This window comes from Pseudomonas sp. RA_5y_Pfl1_P24 (assembly GCF_963970945.1).
Taxonomy (GTDB): Bacteria; Pseudomonadota; Gammaproteobacteria; order Pseudomonadales; family Pseudomonadaceae; genus Aquipseudomonas; species Aquipseudomonas tritici.
Genome location: NZ_CAXAOJ010000021.1, coordinates 26,805 through 45,223 on the forward strand (window position 1 = coordinate 26,805; position 18,419 = coordinate 45,223).

Below are 18,419 nucleotides of genomic sequence, written 5' to 3' on the forward strand. Positions count from 1 at the left end.
TATCGCCCTCATGCCGCAAGCAGTGCCGCCACTGCGAGGCACTATTCATTTCAGGAGCGAGACCATGAGCGCATCTCTACGTAGCGTCGACGGCCAGGACGAAGCAGCCATTTTGCGTGAGATCCAGAGCGCCCTGCGCGATCTGCGGTTTGGCGCGGTGGAAATCACTGTGCACAACGCGCAAGTGGTACAGATCGAACGCAAAGAAAAATTCCGTCTGCAGAATCCGGGTAACAAACCGAGCTAAGCAAGAACGGCGATAGACCCGCAATTATAAGAAAAAGCCAACACCCCAGAATTTCAGGAGCTTCTATGTCGTCGATTCGCCGTTATGTCCTGGCCGCCCTGGCCAGTGCCGTGTTTGCAGGTTCCGCGGTTGCCAAGGACTACGAGTTGCTCAACGTCTCGTACGACCCTACCCGTGAGCTGTACCAGGACTACAACGCTGAGTTCACCCGTTTCTGGAAACAGTCCCACCCCGGCGACAACGTCAAGATCCAGCAATCCCACGGTGGTTCGGGCAAACAAGGGCGTGCCGTGATCGACGGCCTGCGCGCCGACGTAGTGACCCTGGCCCTGGCCGGTGACATCGACGAAATCGCAAAACTGGGCAAGAGCCTCCCGGAAAGCTGGCAGACCCGCCTGCCGGACGCCAGCACCCCGTACACCTCGACCATCGTGTTCCTGGTGCGCAAGGGCAACCCTAAAGGCATCAAGGATTGGGGCGACCTGATCAAGAAAGAGGTGTCCGTGATCACCCCAAACCCGAAAACCTCCGGCGGCGCACGCTGGAACTTCCTCGCCGCCTGGGCCTACGGTCTGAAAACCGGCGGCAGCGAAGCCAAGGCCCAGGAGTACGTGAAAGAGCTGTTCAAACACGTGCCTGTGCTGGACACCGGCGCGCGTGGTTCGACCATCACCTTCGTCAACAACGGTCAGGGTGACGTGTTGCTGGCCTGGGAAAACGAGGCGTTCCTGGCCCTTAAAGAAGACGGCGGCGCTGACACGTTCGATATCGTCGTGCCTTCGCTGTCGATTCTCGCGGAGCCGCCAGTGGCCGTGGTTGACAAGAACACCGAGAAAAAGGGCAACACCGAAATCGCCACTGAATACCTCAAACACCTGTACAGCCCGGCTGGCCAGGAGATTGCGGCCAAGAACTTCTACCGCCCACGCGATGCAAAAGTGGCCGCCAAATACGCCCAGCAGTTCCCGAAACTGGACCTGGTGACTATCGACAAAGACTTCGGTGGCTGGAAAACTGCCCAACCGAAATTCTTTAACGACGGTGGCGTGTTCGACCAGATCTACACGGCGCAGTAAACAAATCATGTAGAAGCGATCTTGTGTGGGCGCTGGCTTGTAGGACCGCTGCGATAGCGTCACTGCGGCGTCACTGACACACCGAGGTGCCTGCATCGCGGGCAAGCCCGGCTTCCACATAAGCTCGCGTTCTGCTCGATACTACTCGTTAACCAAGGACTCTTATGTCGCGTCGTATCTCCCCCGTCATACCCGGCTTCGGGCTGACGCTGGGCTACACCGTGGTGTACCTCAGCCTGATCGTACTCATTCCCCTCGCGGCGATGTTTGTACACGCTGCACAACTCACCTGGGATCAGTTCTGGGCCATCATCTCCGCACCGCGCGTGCTGGCGGCGTTGCAGCTGAGCTTCAGCACCGCGCTCTACGCCGCGCTGATCAATGGCGTGATCGGCACGCTGCTGGCCTGGGTGCTGGTGCGCTACACCTTCCCGGGCCGCAAGATCATCGATGCGATGATCGACCTGCCGTTCGCCTTGCCCACCGCTGTAGCCGGTATCGCGCTGACCGCGTTGTACACGCCGAACGGCTTCGTCGGCCAGTTCGCCGCCGACCTGGGATTCAAGATCGCCTATACCCCGTTGGGCATCACCCTGGCGCTGACCTTTGTCACCTTGCCGTTCGTAGTACGCACGGTGCAGCCGGTGCTCGCCGATATCCCTCGGGAAATCGAAGAGGCCGCCGCCTGCCTGGGCGCCAAGCCGTTGCAGGTGTTCCGCTACATCCTCGTGCCGGCATTGCTGCCGGCCTGGCTGACCGGTTTTGCCCTGGCGTTCGCGCGTGGCGTGGGTGAGTACGGTTCGGTGATTTTCATCGCTGGCAACATGCCGATGAAAACCGAGATCCTGCCGCTGCTGATCATGGTCAAGCTCGACCAATATGACTACCGCGGCGCCACGTCCATCGGCGTGCTGATGCTGGTGGTTTCCTTTGTATTGCTGCTGCTGATCAACTTGTTGCAGCGGCGCATCGAACGTCCATAAGGAGGCGCGGAACATGTCCCAATCGTCTATTTCCGCGGCGTCCTCGGCCAATGCAGCCCGCCGTGGCAGCGCAACGTCGCGACGTATCTTGATCGGCCTTGGCTGGCTGGTGTTCGTGTTGTTCCTGTTGTTGCCGCTGTTGATCGTGGTGACCCAGGGCTTGAAGAACGGCCTCGGTGCGTTTTTCACCGCGATCCTTGAGCCAGACGCGCTGTCGGCACTGAAGCTCACGGTGATCGCCGTGGCGATCTCGGTGCCGCTCAACCTGGTGTTCGGCGTCAGCGCCGCGTGGTGCGTGAGCAAATACTCGTTCCGTGGCAAGAGCATCCTGGTCACGCTGATCGACTTGCCGTTCTCGGTGTCTCCGGTGATCGCGGGTCTGGTCTACGTGCTGATGTTCGGCGCGCAGGGTTTCTTTGGCCCTTGGCTGCAAGAGCATGACATCCAGATCGTGTTCGCCTTGCCCGGCATCGTGCTGGCAACCATCTTTGTCACCGTACCCTTCGTGGCCCGTGAACTGATCCCGCTGATGCAGGAGCAGGGCACCCAGGAAGAAGAGGCCGCGCGCCTGCTGGGCGCCAATGGCTGGCAGATGTTCTGGCATGTGACCGTGCCGAACATCAAATGGGGCCTGATCTACGGCGTGGTGCTGTGTACTGCGCGGGCCATGGGTGAGTTCGGCGCGGTGTCGGTGGTGTCCGGCCACATTCGCGGCGTTACCAACACCCTGCCGTTGCATGTCGAGATCCTCTACAACGAATACAACCATGTCGCCGCGTTTGCCGTCGCGAGCCTGTTGCTGATCCTGGCGCTCTTCATCCTGCTGCTCAAGCAGTGGAGCGAGAACCGTATCAACCGCCTGCGCAACAGCGCCGGTGAGGAATAAGTCATGTCGATCGAAGTCCGTAATGTCAGCAAGAACTTCAACGCCTTCAAGGCCCTGAGCAGCATCAATCTGGACATCCAGAGTGGCGAGTTGGTGGCGTTGCTCGGCCCGTCCGGCTGCGGCAAGACCACCTTGCTGCGCATCATCGCAGGGCTCGAAACACCGGATGACGGCAGCATCGTGTTCCACGGTGAAGACGTGTCCGGCCACGACGTACGCGATCGCAACGTCGGCTTTGTGTTCCAGCACTACGCGCTGTTCCGCCACATGACCGTGTTCGACAACGTGGCTTTCGGCCTGCGCATGAAGCCAAAGAACCAGCGCCCGAATGAAAGCCAGATCGCGGTCAAGGTGCATGAACTGCTGAACATGGTGCAGCTGGACTGGTTATCGGATCGCTACCCGGAACAGCTCTCCGGCGGCCAACGCCAGCGTATCGCCCTGGCCCGCGCCCTGGCCGTAGAACCCAAAGTGCTGTTGCTCGACGAACCCTTCGGCGCCCTCGACGCCAAAGTGCGTAAAGAGCTGCGCCGCTGGCTGGCGCGCCTGCACGAAGACATCAACTTGACGTCCGTGTTTGTGACCCACGACCAGGAGGAGGCCATGGAAGTCGCCGACCGCATCGTAGTGATGAACAAGGGTGTGATCGAGCAGATCGGTTCACCGGGCGAAGTCTACGAAAACCCGGCCAGCGATTTCGTCTATCACTTCCTAGGGGATTCCAACCGTCTGCACCTGGGTGAAGACAAGCACGTGCTGTTCCGCCCTCACGAAGTGTCGCTGTCGCGGCATGAGCTGGAAGATCACCATGCGGCTCAAGTGCGCGACATTCGCCCATTGGGCGCCACCACGCGGGTAACCCTGAAGGTCGAAGGCCAGAGCGAACTGATCGAGGCAGAAGTGGTGAAAGACCACGACAGCCTGACCGGGCTGGCGAGGGGTGAGACGCTTTTCTTCAAGCCCAAGGTCTGGCAAAAAGCCTAAGTACCCATGGAGATCAATGTGGGAGCTGGCTTGCCTGCGATAGCAACACCTCGGTATGACTGTTAGACCGAGGTGTTGCTATCGCGGGCAAGCCCGGCTCCCACATTGGATCTCTATTAACTTTCAGACCGTAGCGCGTTTTTCTCTGACGGCCACCGGCCCCGACCGCTCTTCAATCTGCTGCTTGAGCCCCTGCCGCAACCCCAGCAAAAACGCCAACTCCGCCACCACAAACAACGGCCCCACGATCAGCCCCGACACATCATCCACAAACGCCGGCTTCTTGCCTTCGTAGTAATGCCCGACGAACTGAATCACCCAGCCCACCACAAACATCCCGATGCCGCCGCTGAGCCACACCATCGTGCTCTGTGCCGCCAGCACATGCCCGGCCCACACCGACAGGCCCATCAGCAGCGTCATCAACACACCCAGCGCCAGTTCCAGGCGCAGGTAAAACCACGCTGACAGCAGTGCGACGATCACTGCCGGCGAAATCCACACCCCACCGATCGCCCATTCCGGGCGTGACAGCAGCACGGCCACCGCGACGACAATCAGTGGAATGCCGATAAAGTGGCTGGCGATATTGCGCGGGTCGCGGTGGTAGGCAGCGTATTGACTGAGGTGGTCGACGAGGCTTTTCATTGTTATTCCTCCTGTAGGATGTTTGATCATCTCCCGTCAGCCGGCGACTGACTGTCAACTGGGCGACAATCTCTGGAGTTCTCATGATTGCGGCAACCTGGCATGCCCGATTGGCCACCGGTCAGTGGTTCAGCCACCTGCCTGTGCAGCTACAGGATAGTGTGCTGGCGGCGGCTCGGCTGCGTCAGCTGACGGCGGGGCAATACCTGTTCAGGCGCGGTGATCCGCCCTGTGGGGTGTATGCGGTATTGGAGGGGGCCGTGCGTGTCAGTGCGGTCAATGCGCAGGGCAAGGAAGCGGTGTTGAGCCTGATTGAAACACCTTTCTGGTTTGGCGAGATCTGCCTGTTCGACGGTTTGCCGCGCACCCACGACGCCTTGTCGGTTGGGCCGTGCACGCTGTTGCAGGTGCCGCAATCGGCGATGCTCGAGATGCTTGACCAAAACCCGACGTACTGGCGCGACATGGCGTTGTTGATGAGCCAGAAGTTGCGCCTGTCGCTGATCAATATCGAACAGATGAGCCTGATGCCGGCGTCGACGCGTATCGCTCACCGGCTGCTGATGATTGCCGGCGGGTACGGCGAGATAGAGCACTCCCGTCGCGTCTTGCAGCTGCCTCAGGAAGATTTGGCCGCGATGTTGAGCCTGTCGCGCCAGACCACCAACAGTTTGCTCAAGGCCTTAGAGCAGCAAGGGATCATCAAGCTGAGTTACGGCGCGATTGAAGTCCTCGACCTGCCGCGCTTGCGGCAGGCCGCTGGGGCGGACTAGGAACCGCGATATGTCGAAAAGCCGTAAGGGCTCAGCAGCAGCGGGATGTGGTAGTGCTGGTCGGCCTGCTTGACCTCGAATATCACCGGGACTTGCGGGAAAAACGTCTCGCGATTGGCTTTCTTGTAGTAGTCGCCGGTCTTGAATACCACGCGATACTCGCCCGGTTTCATGGCTTGGTTGGCCGGGAACAGTTCGGCGATGCGCCCCTGCTGGTTGGTGACACCTTCGGACAGCGATTGCCAGTGATCGCCTACGTGCTGCTCCAGGGTGACGCTGACACCGGCAGACGGCAGGCCGTTTTCCAGGTTCAGGACATGCACGCTCAGGGGGTTGCCGGCCGCCAGGGCCAGGCTGCTCAGGCCGCTCAGGCTGAGGGCGGCGAGGGTCTTAGTCAGGGTTTTCATTGAGGTTTCCTCAAGGGGTGATTGTCAGGCCAAGTTGAGTGGCTGCCTTTACCGCGCACGCTTCGTCCTGCTCGGCACCGCCGGCACCGGCAACGCCCAACGCGCCCACCAGTTCAGCGTCGGCAAACAGCGGGATGCCGCCCCCGAGCAACAGCAATTCGGGCAAGCTGTTAAGGTTGGCGGCCTCGGGGTTGTTGCGCGCACGCTCGGCAAACAGGCGGGTGGGGGTTTTCGTCGACAACGCCGTGTACGCTTTGCGTTGGCTGGCGATGCTGTTGTGCGGACCTACGCCGTCGGCCCGCAGGCTGAGCAATGGATTGCCGCCCCGATCAAGTACGGTAAGTGCCGCCGTGCACTGCGCCAGGCTGGCGTCTGCCAGTTGGCGTGCGGTGTGCAAATCCAGGTCGGCGTGGCGCGGCAGCGGTGGTGCTGCCAGGGCGGTGGCGCTGATGGCGAAGCTCAAGAACAAGGCATTGCGATACATGGGAACGGCTCCAGAAAGCAGGCCGCTACCTTAGCCAGTGATCTCGGTCAAAAGCCGAACAATTCGATTACAGGTTTGTAATGAACCAAGAGGTAGGCATGCAGGTATTGTTAGTGGAAGACCAGCCGAAATTAGCGCAACTCATGGCCCAGGGCTTGAGTGAGGCCGGCTTCGCAGTGGAAGTCGCCGCCAATGGCATGGCGGCTCAGCGGTTTGTGGAAAGCGCTGAATACGACTTGGTGATCCTGGATGTGATGTTGCCGGGTTTGAATGCCTGGAAGTTGCAGCAGGCGATTCGCAAGAAGGGCGAGACGCCGGTGTTGTTCTTGACGACCCCGGAAGGGATTGAGGACCGCCTGCGCGGGTTGGAACTGCATGAGGATGATTACTTGCTCAAGCCGTTTGAGGCCAAGGCTTTGGTGGCGCGGGTGAAGAAGCTGTTGCGGCGTGATCGCGGGCGTTGATTGATCCGGCATGTCTAGCGCCTTCGCTATCGCGAAGAGGCCCTCAAAAACACAACACACTCACCTACCGCAAGCCATCCCTGAACTGCCCCGGCGTCATACCCGTCCAGCGCTTGAACGCCCGGTTGAAGCTGCTGGTATCGGCAAACCCCAGCAAATGGCTGATCTCTGCCAATGAGCATTGCGGATCCCGTAGATGCAGCAACGCCAAATTCTCCCGGCATTCATTGAGCAACGCATCAAACCGACACCCTTCATCCGCCAGGTGCCGCTGCAAACTGCGCAAGCTCAGGTGCAGGGCCTGGGCAATGCGCTCAGCACTTGGCTCGCCGTCCGGCAATTGCGCTTCAATAGCCGCACGCACCTTACGTTCCCAGGTCAGCGGCTGCAGCTGGGCGAGAGTGCGCTTGAGCACGGTTTCGTTGTGCTCGGCCAGTTCAGGGTTGGCGTCGTCCAAGTGGCTGTCGAAGTCGTGGGCGGCAAACTCCAGGCAGTCTTCTTCGGCGCCGAAGAACACGGGCGCCCGAAACACGGTGTGCCACGGATTGGGATCGGCAGGCTCTGGCCGTCGCAGGTGCACCGCCAGCGGTGCGTACTCACGGCCCAGGCGATTGCGGCAGGTGCGCACATAAATCGCCGCAAACGCATCAATGGCCTCGAATGCCGGCGCCGGGCTGCCCGGGGGTTGCAGCAGGCGAAAGCGGTAGCGCTCGCCGTCTCTGCTAAGCGCCAGCGTCAGCGCATCACTGACCACCTGGTGATAACGCACGATGCGCTCGAACACCTCCCGCAGGCTGCCGCTGGCTACCAGCGCATACCCCAGCGCATGGAAGGTGGTGGGGCTGACAAACCGCGACACCCGCAAGCCAATCGCCGGGTCACCGCTGGCTTGCACCGCCAATTCCCATAACCGCGTCGTGGCTGACAGCGGATAACGCGCATTGGGATCGTCCATCTGCTGCGGGTCGAGCCCGGCTTTCAGGCAAAGCGCGGCGCTGTCCAGGCCCAAGGCATCGAGCTGCTTGCGCAGGGCGCGGGTCCAGCTGGCGAGGGAGGTGGGCTCGGTCATGACGATTGGCGCTTGCGGTCAACAGGTTGGCGTCCAGGGCTAGCGTCCTGCCAGATCGCGTGGGGCAGGATGAACGCATCGATAACCAGAGGATGTGATCATGGACGGTACTTCTGCAAGCCCCCAGCAGATGAATGCACAACAGCGCGCGGCGCATATCCGTGATGTGGTGCTGGCCGAAGGCGTGCGCTTGCGCCGGCAGCACCCCTGGTTGCTGCATCAAGACGCATTGGGCGCGGGCATTCTGGCGTTTGCGCTGGTCGGCATGCTTGGCTCCGCAGCGCTCTACGTCACCGGGTATATAGCCTGGTGGGTGTGCCTGCTGCTCAACGCCTTCCTCGCTTCATTGACCCATGAACTGGAACACGACCTGATCCACAGCATGTATTTTCGCAAGCAGCGCCTGCCCCACAACCTGATGATGGGCCTGGTGTGGCTGGCGCGTCCGAGCACGATCAACCCGTGGATACGCCGCCACTTGCACCTCAACCATCACAAGGTCTCCGGTACTGAGACCGATATGGAAGAGCGCGCCATCACCAACGGCGAGCCTTGGGGTTTTGCGCGGTTGCTGATGGTCGGTGATAACGTCATGTCGGCGTTTATCCGCATGCTGCGGGCCAAGACCTGGAAGCACAAACTGTCGATCCTCAAGCGCTCGCTGCTGGTGTACGCACCGCTGGCGCTGCTGCATTGGGGCGCGTGGTACGTGTTCCTGGGTTTCCATGCCGCCAACGGCCTCGCCAGCCTGGTGGGCGCACCCATCGAATGGTCTGCCGGCACCTTGCAGGTGATGCAGGTGATCGACATCGCCGCCGTGGTGATCATTGGCCCCAATGTACTGCGTACCTTTTGCCTGCACTTCGTCAGCTCCAACATGCACTACTACGGTGATGTGGAACTGGGCAATGTGATCCAGCAAACCCAGGTGTTGAACCCTTGGTGGATGTGGCCGTTGCAGGCGTTCTGCTTCAACTTCGGCAGCACCCACGGCATCCACCATTTTGTGGTGAAAGAGCCGTTTTACATCCGCCAGATGACCGCGAAGGTGGCGCACGAGGTCATGGCGCAAATGGGTGTGCGCTTCAATGATTTCGGGACGTTTGCGCGGGCCAATCGGCTTGGTTTTCCACCGCCTGCAGGGTTTCGATCAGCACCTTCGCCACAGGCGACAAGCGAACCCCAGCGCGGCTGATCACCCCGCTACGGTTGTTCAGGCTGTCCAGCGCATGGGGCAGGTTGCGCCAGTGCAACACCTGCAATTGGTCACTGGCGAAAGCGTCGACGAACGTTTGTTCGGCGCCCAGGCCAATAGCGGGTGTCCGGCGCGGCAGAAAAATAGGAGAGCCGGAATTTTAAGGGGGCTGATTATTCCGTCAATGAAGCATGTTTTTTTATATTGACCTTAAAGGCATAGCTATAGAGCGGGTGCCGTTCGGTAGGTGGCGGGGCTGAACACGCGGGTCACCACCAGCATTGCCACGGCCGTTACGGTCAGCACCGCCCAGGCGCTGACAAAGCTGCCGGTGAGTTCGCGCAGCCAGCCGGTCAGCCATGGCGAAATCGCATTGATCAAAAAGCCCACGCCCTGCACGAAGGCAGCCAGTTGACCGGCCTGTCGCGGGTCGCGGTGGTGGTCGAGGGTCAGCAACAGGCTCAGGGCAAAACACGCGCCCAGGCCGAAACCGCACAAGGCAACCCACAGGTGGGGACATTGCAGCGGCGCGAGCAACAGGCCGAGGTAGCCGATGGTCTGGGCCAGCAGGCTGACCCACAGCAGTGGCCGACGGTCTATCCCGCGTTGCGCCAGCACCGGCATCAACAGCGCGGCGATCACCTGGAAGATGGTCATGAATGCCAGCAGCGAACCACTGGGCAACACGCCCCAGCCCAGTTGCTGATAATAGGCGGGCAGCCAAGCAACCATGCTCATGTAACCGCAGTTCACCAAGCCGAAATACAGCGCCAGCAGCCACGCGCGACGGTTGCGCAGGCCCTGGAATGCAGGTGTTGCCTGTGGGTTTTTGGCTGTGCCGAGCGGCAACCAGGCCCACAGCAGCAGCGCCGCCAATGCGGGCAACAGCCACACGCCAAGCCCGGCCTGCCAGTGCTGGAAGTAGCTGGCCACCACCGGGCTAAGCAGCGCTGCCAGGCCGCCACCGGCCATCAGCGACGCCGAATACACGCCCATCGCCACCGGCACACGGTGACGAAACTCACGCTTGATCATCGCCGGCACCAACGCCTGGATCAGCGCCACACCGGCACCGCCGAGCAAGGCCGTGACCAGCAGCGCCGAACCCTGGCCCATCAGCCAACGGGCCAGGCACGCCAGCAGGATCATCATCAGGCCCAGGGCAATGCCGCGCCGCTCACCCAACTGCGCTTCAACGCGCACGCCCACCAGCGCCACCAGGCCCATGCACACCACCGGTAGGCTGGTGAGCAAGGCGCTGCTCTGGAAACTCAAGCCGGTGGCCAGGCGTATTTCGCCGAGCAAAGGGCTGATGGAACTGAGGATGGGTCGCAGATTGAGACCCAGGACTACCAACAGTCCCCAGCCGGCGAATTTGCCGGCAGATGAAGGGTTGAGCGTCATGCAGCAGGCGTCCGAAGGGTCAAAAATGAAGCGTGAGTATGGGCAGCACCACGGGTATTCTGAAATTAAATATAACCATGCCAACCAGTGGCAAATGGAATGGTGAGAGCCATGTTTGATCCCGTGTTATTGCGCAGCTTTGTCGCCGTGGTGGATTGCGGCAATTTCACCCGCGCCGCCGAGCGCCTGCACCTGACCCAATCCACCGTGAGCCAGCAGATCCGCCGCCTGGAACAGGGGGTGGCGTGCCAGTTGCTGGATCGTGACCAACGCCGTGTGGTGGCGACGGCGGAGGGGGAACGCCTGCTCGTTTATGCGCGGCGCATCCTCGCGCTGAATGAGGAAGCCGCTGACGTATTGATCAGCCAGCAAAGCGACGGCGTGCTACGCCTCGGTGTACCTGAAGACTTTGCCGCCGAACGCCTTATGCCTCTGCTCTCGGCCTTTGTGCAAGCCTATCCTCGAGTGCGTCTGGAGGTCACCAGTGGCCTCGGCCCCGAATTGCAGCGTCAGTACCGCGGCGGTGAGTTCGATGTGTTGTTGGTCAAGCAGATGGGCGACAGCGACGACTGCCTGGCCTCATGGCCAGAGCCTTTGTGCTGGGTGGACAGTCGTCACACACCGTCACTGGGTCGCGATCCCCTGCCGTTGGTGGCATTCCCGGTGGGCGGCCTGTACCGCAATGAAATGCTGCAACACCTGGAAGTGGGCGGCTGGCGCTGGCGTATTGGCTATTCCAGCGCGAGCCTGGCCAGCGTGTGTTCTGCGGTCGTGGCGGGGTTGGGGATCAGTTTGTTGCCCCGTCGAGTGGTGGAGGCCGGGCATGTCGTACTGGGCGCAGACAGCGGTTTGCCCAAGGTGCAGGGCGTTCGGCTTGCGCTGTATGGGCGCGCTGGCCTGGGTGCGGCAGGGCAGAGCTTGCAGCGCCAATTGCTTGATTTGTGCACGAACAACCCTGCCTGACCGATGCCTTTGCTGAATATTTTTATGCCTCAAATGCATTGAAAAGCAGCGACTCGACGCCAGCCCGCGCAGGACGTGGATATCCAGTTTCTGGGTGCTTCGCTTATTCATTTTTTGATCTATTTATAACTTTAAGAGATAAGCGTCTGGCCCCGATGATTCAGCCATCGACGGCCTTCCATGCAGGCCCGTCGGTTTTTGTTCAAGACCGTAGGGAGTGAATCAATGGGCAATGTCCAGACCGCCGCCAGTGCACACGAGGCGCAAGGGCGCCAGGCACCGGCTGGCGATTTGGTCGCCCTTGGCCGGCCGCACCGCGCGCCGTTGGGCACCTGCGAACGCAGAAAACTCCAAAGCGTTTCTCCAGCCGTCACTTGAATCCATTGAAAGCGTGGTGATCTGGCTGCTGGTGGTCTTTTCGGTCGCCACCTGGGGCCGGCCACGACACTGACCCACCGCCTTCGCGAGCAAGCTCCCACATTTTGACTTGTGGGTTTGAGATTTTGGTTATTAATAAATAGCTTCTTATTCCTTAACGGATATAACCAACGTCCCTATACTGTTCAGCAACGTTAAACGCCGCAGGAGGGCACATCCATGCACAGCGAGTCGACTCGTTATCTGATCGTGCCGGGCTGGCAAGGATCGCCAGTAGACCATTGGCAAAGTCACTGGCAGACCAACCTGCCCAACAGTGCACGGGTGGAACAGGCCGATTGGCTCACCCCGCGTCGCGAAGACTGGGTAGCCGCGCTGGCCGAAGCCATCGCCGCCGACAGCACGCCGGTGATCCTGATCGCGCATAGCCTGGGCTGCATCACCGTAGCGCATTGGGCGGCCACGGCCCCCGTGCAGTTTCTACGGCACGTGCGCGGCGCCTTGCTGGTGGCCCCGGCCGATGTCGAACGTCCTGCCTGCTCGCCTGCCTTGCGCAACTTTGCGCCGATCCCCACCAACCTGCTGCCGTTTCCCAGCCAGGTGGTCAGTTCCGATAACGACAGTGCCGTCAGTGCTCCACGAGCCTTGGAGCTAGCGCGTAACTGGGGGGCCGAAGCCGGGATCTTGTCCGGTGCCGGGCATATCAATGTGAAATCCGGCCACCAACGCTGGGAGCAGGGTTTCGCTTACCTCTATCGCCTGCAGAGCCGCCTAGAGCAACACGCCCGGCGTACCGCCTGAACATTTTTCAACGTCCCGTCCCTGAGTGGATTGGTGGCGGGAGCCTGCCATGAGTCTGCATGAAACCTACGGCCAGCCTTTGCTGACCTTTCCCGATGCCGAGAAAAGCCCGCTGAGTATCCGCGCCAAGGCGTTGGTGTTTGTTGATCCCCGTTCGCGGCAACTGCGCGAAGAGCTGGAAAGCCTCGCACCGCGCGCCTTGCCCGTGTTGATCCGCGGCGAGACCGGTAGCGGTAAAGAGCTGCTGGCGCGGCATATCCACCGTGGCAGCGACCGCACCGGCTTGTTTGTCTGCGTCAACTGCGGCGCCATCAGCCCGACTTACGCCGATGCCGAATTGTTCGGCTATGCCGCTGGAGCCCACAGTGGCGCGGCCAGCAGCCGGGCCGGTTGGTTTGGATCGGCGAATGGCGGCACGTTGTATTTGGATGAGATCGGCGACTTGCCGCTGCCGATCCAGGTGAAACTGCTGGCCGCCCTGGAAAACCACGAAGTCACCCGCGTCGGTGCCCATCAGCCTAGCCCGGTGGATGTGCGCCTGGTCGCCGCCACCAGCATCGACCTGTCCCAGGCCGTGGCTGCCGGCAAGTTCCATGAGCGCTTGTTCCATTACTTGAGCGAAGGCCGGTTGGACTTGCCGGCGCTGCGCGAGCGCGTCGGCGATATCCTGTCCCTGGCCGAGTACTTCCTCGGGATCTACAGTCAGCGCTTGGACCTGCCGGCGCCGCTGATCAGTGATGCCGCCCAGCGTGTGTTGGAACACCACAGCTGGCCGGGAAACACCCGTGAGCTGGAAAACGTTATTCACTTTGCGTTGCTGGTCAGCAGCGGCGACGAGATTTTGCCCGAGCATTTGAACCTGCCAGTGGCGGGCTCGCCGCTGGAGCAAGTACAGCGAATTTTCAACAGTGCCAGCCTTGCCGAGCAGGAAACGCTGCGCAAATTCCTGTATGAACAAAATGGAATATCAACGTGAATAAAAGATATTGTTCGGGAATAAAAAATCTAGGTATTGTCCATCCCATGCCTCGATAGCACTTCGCTGGCACACCATATAAGAACGGTCGTCAGAGACGCCCCGGAATTTCGATAAGGACACTGCATGAAAAAGGTTCTGTTGTTTACCGCACTGGCGGCTGCCCTGACTGCAAGCTTGGCCCAGGCCAACGAGAAACTGGTGGTTGCTGCCACTCCGATCCCGCACGCTGAGATCCTCGAGCTGATCAAGCCGACCCTGGCCAAAGAAGGTGTGGACCTGGAAATCAAAGTCTTCACCGACTACGTGCAACCCAACACGCAGGTTGCCGAGAAACGCTTGGATGCCAACTACTTCCAGACCCTGCCGTACCTGGAAAACTTCAACAAGGGCAAGGGCACCAACCTCGTCACCGTCGTCGGTGTACACGTTGAACCGATCGGCGGTTACTCGAAAAAGATCAAGAACATTTCTGAACTCAAAGATGGCGCGACCGTTGCCATCCCGAACGAAGGCTCCAACAGCGGCCGTGCCCTGTTGCTGCTGCAAAAGAACGGTCTGATCACGCTGAAAGACCCGACCAATGCCCTGTCCACGCCGAAAGACATCAAGGACAACCCCAAGCACCTGAAATTCAAGGAGCTGGAATCGGCCCTGCTGCCACGCGTGCTGGATCAGGTTGACCTCGACGTCATCAACACCAACTACGCCCTGGAAGCTGGCCTCAACCCAGCGAAAGACGCGCTGATCATCGAAGACGCCAAGTCGCCCTACGTGAACTTCCTGGTGGCGCGCCCGGACAACAAGGACAGCGATGCTATCCAGAAACTGTCCAAGGCCCTGACCAGCCCGGAAGTCAAAGCCTTCATTGAGAAGAAGTACAACGGCGCGGTCGTGCCGGCGTTCTGATGTAAGCCAAAACCCCCTTCAAGGTTTCAACGCCGACGGCTTGTACTGCGTCGGCGTTTTTTATGCCCGGTCTTTTTGAGAAAACAGGGTTAGAAAATATAGGCGTATCAACTACTTTATTGGCCTAAGCGAATTGTTTGGTTCATTTATCAATTTGAATAATTAATTCTGGGTGTGTTTATAAATTATCTTACAGTTTTAGTTTTGCTCGATTGAATGTGTGAGAGCAACCTTGCACAGGTTGTAGGAGTCATCGCATGGAGGCACCAGTGAGTTATATAATTTTTTGGAGCCGTTATTATTATGTTGAAAGCCATTTCCCCCAATCATGTGCCGACCTTTACGGCCGCTCCTGTCATTGGGGTTCACCCGCCAGAAAGTGCTGCAAGCTTCGACACCCAATACCCCAAAGACCAGTGCAAGCCGGTACCCAATAATATCCACATGGTCTGGGTCGGCTCCAAGCCCGGCTCAAACCAGGACGCCTACTTACGCCAGTGGGCCAAGATGAACCCCAACCATAAAATTATGTTGTGGGTGGACGCTACTCAATTCGATGCTTATACAACCAATAAAACAGCACAGGCTAACGCTGAAAGTATCTATCCAAACTATCAGTCGGAAAGGCCTGTTCGTGGCGTGTTCAGTCAACTTAAAACGGTGATGAGCAGCCCAGGGAACGAGCAGCGTAATAAGGTTGAGCAAAAACAGGTGATCTCAGAACTTAATAAAGAACTGTCGTCCTCAGGTAACAAAGCATTGAGGGCTTCTCTGCTGCCTGAGGGTGGGAAAGTGACGCCGGAGAATGCTTCGCAAGTGCTAAGTGCATTTGCGCGTCATGCTTCACGTACCGATGATAAGTTTAATCAAGCAGAAGCCACCATTCTCGACCAGACCACCAAGTCGTGGGACCGCTATGTCAGCAACCCGCCCCGTGATACGACTGCGCTAGCTGCTTTGCAAGAGCGATTCGCAGACCTGAAAAACGTACAGATACGTGATTTGAGCAATCCGGCCGATATACGGTTGAAAAACCAGGACGTTTATCAACATGAAATCATCGGGCGCAATGGCGGTTATGCCGCAGCCTCTGACGTCGCCCGTTATGAAATCGTCAATCGACATGGCGGCACCTACACAGACATCGATCTGGAAAGCGTACGCCCGCTTGATGGCGCATTGAATGCCCATCCGGACCTGATGCTGGTCGGCATGGCGGCAGGCAAGAGTGAAGCGAGTGGCAACGCCACACCTTATTTTGCCAACGCGTTGTTCGCCAGCCATCCCCAGAGCGCGATGCTGACGACCATGATTGATGACATCGGGGATAAATACCGCTCGATGAAAGGTAATGAGTACGCCGGCGACCGTTATTTCAGCCGCCCGAACAAAAGCACGATCGAAACCACCGGGCCCAACGCATTACGCGGGCATGTCGACAGGGTGATACAAGAAGCCAAAGGGCAACCAGACCAAATACGTAACGACGCCGCATCCTCCGCCGAACGTATATGGGACATGGCGAAGCCAGAGAACAAAGAGTACTGGAAACTGGTGGATTCGCACTTCAAGTTCCCGGACAACTACGTCAATTTTGAAACGGAAGAGCAGCAAAAAAGTGCCACCAAAGCCATGGCAGGGGGGGCTGATCGGCGGCCGTCGACGCAAGGTTAAAAGTCTGAAAAACAGCCTCACCATGGTGAGGCTGTTTTTTGTCACAGTGCCTGGCTATTGATCGCCCTGCGCAACGCCATCAACCATTTCACCAACTCCTGCGGATCAATCGGTTTCCCTTCGTTCATTGTTCAGTCCCTCGAGTCTCAGACCCCCCAACCATAGCCGTCATCCGGCAAACCCGCGAATCCGTCAGTTATCTTCTTGATCGATATCAATGTGCCGTCTGGGTATTTAAATTTTTGCTTTTATACCTTTAAAGTTCGCGCTACTCGGCGTTACCCACGAAGGATCGTATCGCGCTCGCTGCAGTCATGGACTGAAAATGACCTTCGGTTCCGCTTTTATCCTCAGCACCCTGCCGGCGCTGTTCGCCAATTTCATCTTCCTGCTCAAGGAAACCCCGGTGGTCTCCGCCGTGGCGGTGCCGGAGATTCTCTACACCCCCAAGAGCTACATCGTCCTGTACTACAAGACTTACGAGATGCTCGCCGTACTGACGCTGATTTGCGTGCTGCGGGTTTACCTGGGGCTGTTCCGTGCGATCCCGGCGCTGGTGTGGTTGTACCTGCTGTTTTTCGGCCTGCCGATTTTCTTTGGCCTGAGCGTGCAAAGCGACAAGGTCGATCTGATCCTTGCCAACATGACGGTGACCCCGGAGCGCAAGGAGGCGGTGGACTTCACCAACCCCAACCCGAAAGTCGCGGTACAGGCCCTGGTGCCGAACAACAGCGCCGTGAAAAGCCTGGATGACCTGGCCACCCGCACCACCATCGTGACCACCGACAGCCAGCTCCCACATTTGAAGGTATTCACAAATCAAAATGTGTGAGCGGGCTTGCCCGCGATGAGGCCAGTACAGACACCCCCTATTCCGGCCAATGCCAAGCCGGCGCATCCAGAATCCCCTGCCCAACTATCCGCGTCTCCCCCAACACCTTCTCCAGCACAATCGAATTACACCCCTCATCCTGCTGCAACGCCGCAATCAAGCGGCTGGCATGGGACACCACCCACACCTGGCAATGCTGCGAAGCCTGGATAATCAAGCGCGCCAACGCCGGTAACAAATCCGGGTGCAGGCTGGTCTCCGGCTCGTTCAGCACCATCATGGTCGGTGGCCTAGGTGTCAGCAGCGCCGCGATCAGCAGCAAGTATCGCAAGGTGCCGTCGGATAACTCTGCCGCCGACAGTGGCCGCAGCAAACCTTCCTGATAAAACTCAATCGCAAAACGCCCGCCCTGCAGCGGCTCGATATTCAAGCGCGCACCGGGGAACGCATCGCTTACCGCCCGCTGCAAAGCCTCGGGGTCACCGATCTCGCGAATCGTCTGCAACGCCGCCGCCAGATCGCGCCCATCGTGGTGCAAAACCGGTGTGCGCGTCCCCAGTTGCGGTTGGCGTACCGGTGCATCCACATCGCTGCGAAAGTGGTCATAAAAGCGCCAGCCACGGATGTTTTCCCTTAGCAACAACACCTCCGGCGAGCCGCGCAGGCTGCCGACTTGGTCAAACAGGCTGTGGTAGTTGGGTGTGTGCTGGGCGAGGACATCCCAGTTTCGACCGTCGCGTGCGCGCACCATGGGCCCGGACCGTTGCACCAGCAGGCTGGCCGGGCGGTAGAGGTGGCCGGCCCAGATGCATTCCTTCTTTACTTCCGGGTCCAGGGAGAAGTACGACAGAGTCTTTTCCGGCAGCCCCAGGGAAATCGCGTAGCTGAAGTCGTCCCCGGCAAAGCCCAGGCGCAAGCGTTTGACGCCCTGGCGCACGGTGGACTCAATCGGCACCTCACCGTTGCGCATGCGCCGGCTGATGGTTTCCGGCCCGGCCCAGAATGTGGAGTCCAACCCGCCTTCACGGGCCAGCGCATTGATCACCCCGCCTTGGGCGGTTTCCGCCAGCAGGCGCAGGGCGCGGTACAAGTTGGACTTGCCGCTGCCATTGGGCCCGGTGACCAGGTTCAGGCGGTCCAGGGGCACCACCAATGTGTTGATCGAGCGGTAATTGGCCACCGCGAGGGTCTTGAGCATGGGCATTCAGTCGGCTTGGGAACCATCGGAGTATGAGAGCCTCCATGCAGATAAGGAACCCTGATCTA

General features: G+C 59.5%; 19 protein-coding genes and 3 pseudogenes. 16 read left to right on the top strand and 6 right to left on the bottom strand.

All coding sequences use genetic code 11. The features are described 5' to 3' along the window. Positions 1 to 64: 64 nt before the first annotated feature. From oscA to AACY30_RS25760, 5 genes are all read left to right on the top strand, one after another. The gene (gene oscA / locus AACY30_RS25740; RefSeq protein WP_003170956.1) at positions 65 to 247 is read left to right on the top strand and encodes a sulfur starvation response protein OscA; all 183 of its coding nucleotides are present in this window, start codon (positions 65 to 67) and stop codon (positions 245 to 247) included. Positions 248 to 312: 65 nt separating this feature from the next. Then, the gene (locus AACY30_RS25745) at positions 313 to 1,323 is read left to right on the top strand and encodes a sulfate ABC transporter substrate-binding protein (RefSeq protein WP_339541330.1); all 1,011 of its coding nucleotides are present in this window, start codon (positions 313 to 315) and stop codon (positions 1,321 to 1,323) included. 164 nt (positions 1,324 to 1,487) lie between these two features. After that, on the top strand, positions 1,488 to 2,306 hold the full coding sequence (gene cysT / locus AACY30_RS25750; RefSeq protein ID WP_339469084.1) for a sulfate ABC transporter permease subunit CysT: 819 nt from the start codon (positions 1,488 to 1,490) through the stop codon (positions 2,304 to 2,306). A 13-nt stretch (positions 2,307 to 2,319) separates the two neighbouring features. Then, on the top strand, positions 2,320 to 3,192 hold the full coding sequence (gene cysW, locus AACY30_RS25755; RefSeq protein ID WP_049710637.1) for a sulfate ABC transporter permease subunit CysW: 873 nt from the start codon (positions 2,320 to 2,322) through the stop codon (positions 3,190 to 3,192). A 3-nt stretch (positions 3,193 to 3,195) separates the two neighbouring features. Continuing rightward, the gene (locus AACY30_RS25760) at positions 3,196 to 4,176 is read left to right on the top strand and encodes a sulfate/molybdate ABC transporter ATP-binding protein (protein WP_339438783.1); all 981 of its coding nucleotides are present in this window, start codon (positions 3,196 to 3,198) and stop codon (positions 4,174 to 4,176) included. A gap of 123 nt (positions 4,177 to 4,299) precedes the next feature. Here the strand turns inward: AACY30_RS25760 and AACY30_RS25765 are convergent, their stop codons facing one another. Further along, positions 4,300 to 4,824 (bottom strand): Mpo1 family 2-hydroxy fatty acid dioxygenase, encoded by a 525-nt coding sequence (locus AACY30_RS25765; protein ID WP_339469085.1) that lies wholly within the window; start codon positions 4,822 to 4,824, stop codon positions 4,300 to 4,302. 83 nt (positions 4,825 to 4,907) lie between these two features. Between AACY30_RS25765 and AACY30_RS25770 the strand changes: the two genes are divergently transcribed. Then, complete coding sequence (locus AACY30_RS25770) at positions 4,908 to 5,597, top strand: Crp/Fnr family transcriptional regulator (RefSeq protein ID WP_339419879.1); 690 nt, start codon at positions 4,908 to 4,910, stop codon at positions 5,595 to 5,597. Here the strand turns inward: AACY30_RS25770 and uraH are convergent. Both uraH and AACY30_RS25780 read right to left on the bottom strand, forming a co-directional pair. Further along, a complete protein-coding gene (gene uraH, locus AACY30_RS25775; protein WP_339419881.1) occupies positions 5,594 to 6,004 on the bottom strand; it encodes a hydroxyisourate hydrolase in 411 nt (136 codons plus the stop codon). The genes AACY30_RS25770 and uraH overlap by 4 nt on opposite strands. A 10-nt stretch (positions 6,005 to 6,014) precedes the next feature. After that, positions 6,015 to 6,488, bottom strand: coding sequence for a GlcG/HbpS family heme-binding protein (locus AACY30_RS25780; RefSeq protein ID WP_339541331.1), 474 nt, complete (start codon positions 6,486 to 6,488; stop codon positions 6,015 to 6,017). A 98-nt stretch (positions 6,489 to 6,586) separates the two neighbouring features. Here AACY30_RS25780 and AACY30_RS25785 point away from each other — a divergent pair, with 98 nt between their 5' ends. Continuing rightward, the gene (locus AACY30_RS25785; protein ID WP_339419883.1) at positions 6,587 to 6,952 is read left to right on the top strand and encodes a response regulator; all 366 of its coding nucleotides are present in this window, start codon (positions 6,587 to 6,589) and stop codon (positions 6,950 to 6,952) included. A gap of 64 nt (positions 6,953 to 7,016) precedes the next feature. Here AACY30_RS25785 and AACY30_RS25790 read toward each other — a convergent pair whose 3' ends face one another. Next, entirely contained in the window at positions 7,017 to 8,021 is a 1,005-nt protein-coding gene (locus AACY30_RS25790; protein ID WP_339469088.1) for an AraC family transcriptional regulator, read from the bottom strand. Between the two features lie 100 nt (positions 8,022 to 8,121). Here AACY30_RS25790 and AACY30_RS25795 point away from each other — a divergent pair, with 100 nt between their 5' ends. Next, positions 8,122 to 9,216: a fatty acid desaturase gene (locus tag AACY30_RS25795; protein WP_339437373.1), complete on the top strand. Its 1,095-nt coding sequence runs from the start codon at positions 8,122 to 8,124 to the stop codon at positions 9,214 to 9,216. Between the two features lie 222 nt (positions 9,217 to 9,438). Here the strand turns inward: AACY30_RS25795 and AACY30_RS25800 are convergent, their stop codons facing one another. Then, a complete protein-coding gene (locus AACY30_RS25800; RefSeq protein WP_339541332.1) occupies positions 9,439 to 10,620 on the bottom strand; it encodes a CynX/NimT family MFS transporter in 1,182 nt (393 codons plus the stop codon). 111 nt (positions 10,621 to 10,731) lie between these two features. Between AACY30_RS25800 and AACY30_RS25805 the strand changes: the two genes are divergently transcribed. The 8 genes and pseudogenes from AACY30_RS25805 to AACY30_RS25840 all read left to right on the top strand — a co-directional run. Then, positions 10,732 to 11,583: a LysR family transcriptional regulator gene (locus AACY30_RS25805; RefSeq protein ID WP_339541333.1), complete on the top strand. Its 852-nt coding sequence runs from the start codon at positions 10,732 to 10,734 to the stop codon at positions 11,581 to 11,583. 225 nt (positions 11,584 to 11,808) lie between these two features. Continuing rightward, positions 11,809 to 11,954: pseudogene (locus tag AACY30_RS25810) on the top strand (energy transducer TonB); the annotation flags it as partial. A 226-nt stretch (positions 11,955 to 12,180) separates the two neighbouring features. Continuing rightward, a complete protein-coding gene (locus AACY30_RS25815; protein ID WP_339541334.1) occupies positions 12,181 to 12,762 on the top strand; it encodes an alpha/beta hydrolase in 582 nt (193 codons plus the stop codon). Positions 12,763 to 12,811: 49 nt separating this feature from the next. Continuing rightward, on the top strand, positions 12,812 to 13,738 hold the full coding sequence (locus AACY30_RS25820; RefSeq protein ID WP_339541335.1) for a sigma 54-interacting transcriptional regulator: 927 nt from the start codon (positions 12,812 to 12,814) through the stop codon (positions 13,736 to 13,738). A 126-nt stretch (positions 13,739 to 13,864) separates the two neighbouring features. Further along, positions 13,865 to 14,647, top strand: coding sequence for a MetQ/NlpA family ABC transporter substrate-binding protein (locus AACY30_RS25825; protein ID WP_339419893.1), 783 nt, complete (start codon positions 13,865 to 13,867; stop codon positions 14,645 to 14,647). A 303-nt stretch (positions 14,648 to 14,950) separates the two neighbouring features. Beyond that, positions 14,951 to 16,321, top strand: coding sequence for a TcdA/TcdB catalytic glycosyltransferase domain-containing protein (locus AACY30_RS25830; RefSeq protein WP_339469094.1), 1,371 nt, complete (start codon positions 14,951 to 14,953; stop codon positions 16,319 to 16,321). A 340-nt stretch (positions 16,322 to 16,661) separates the two neighbouring features. Continuing rightward, positions 16,662 to 16,838: pseudogene (locus AACY30_RS25835) on the top strand (amino acid ABC transporter permease); the annotation flags it as partial. Further along, positions 16,830 to 17,105, top strand: a pseudogene (locus AACY30_RS25840) (transporter substrate-binding domain-containing protein); the annotation flags it as partial. The pseudogenes AACY30_RS25835 and AACY30_RS25840, both read left to right, overlap by 9 nt. A gap of 85 nt (positions 17,106 to 17,190) precedes the next feature. Here the strand turns inward: AACY30_RS25840 and AACY30_RS25845 are convergent. Further along, positions 17,191 to 18,351, bottom strand: a complete 1,161-nt coding sequence (locus AACY30_RS25845; RefSeq protein ID WP_339419896.1) for an AAA family ATPase — start codon at positions 18,349 to 18,351, stop codon at positions 17,191 to 17,193. Between the last annotated feature and the right edge of the window lie 68 nt (positions 18,352 to 18,419).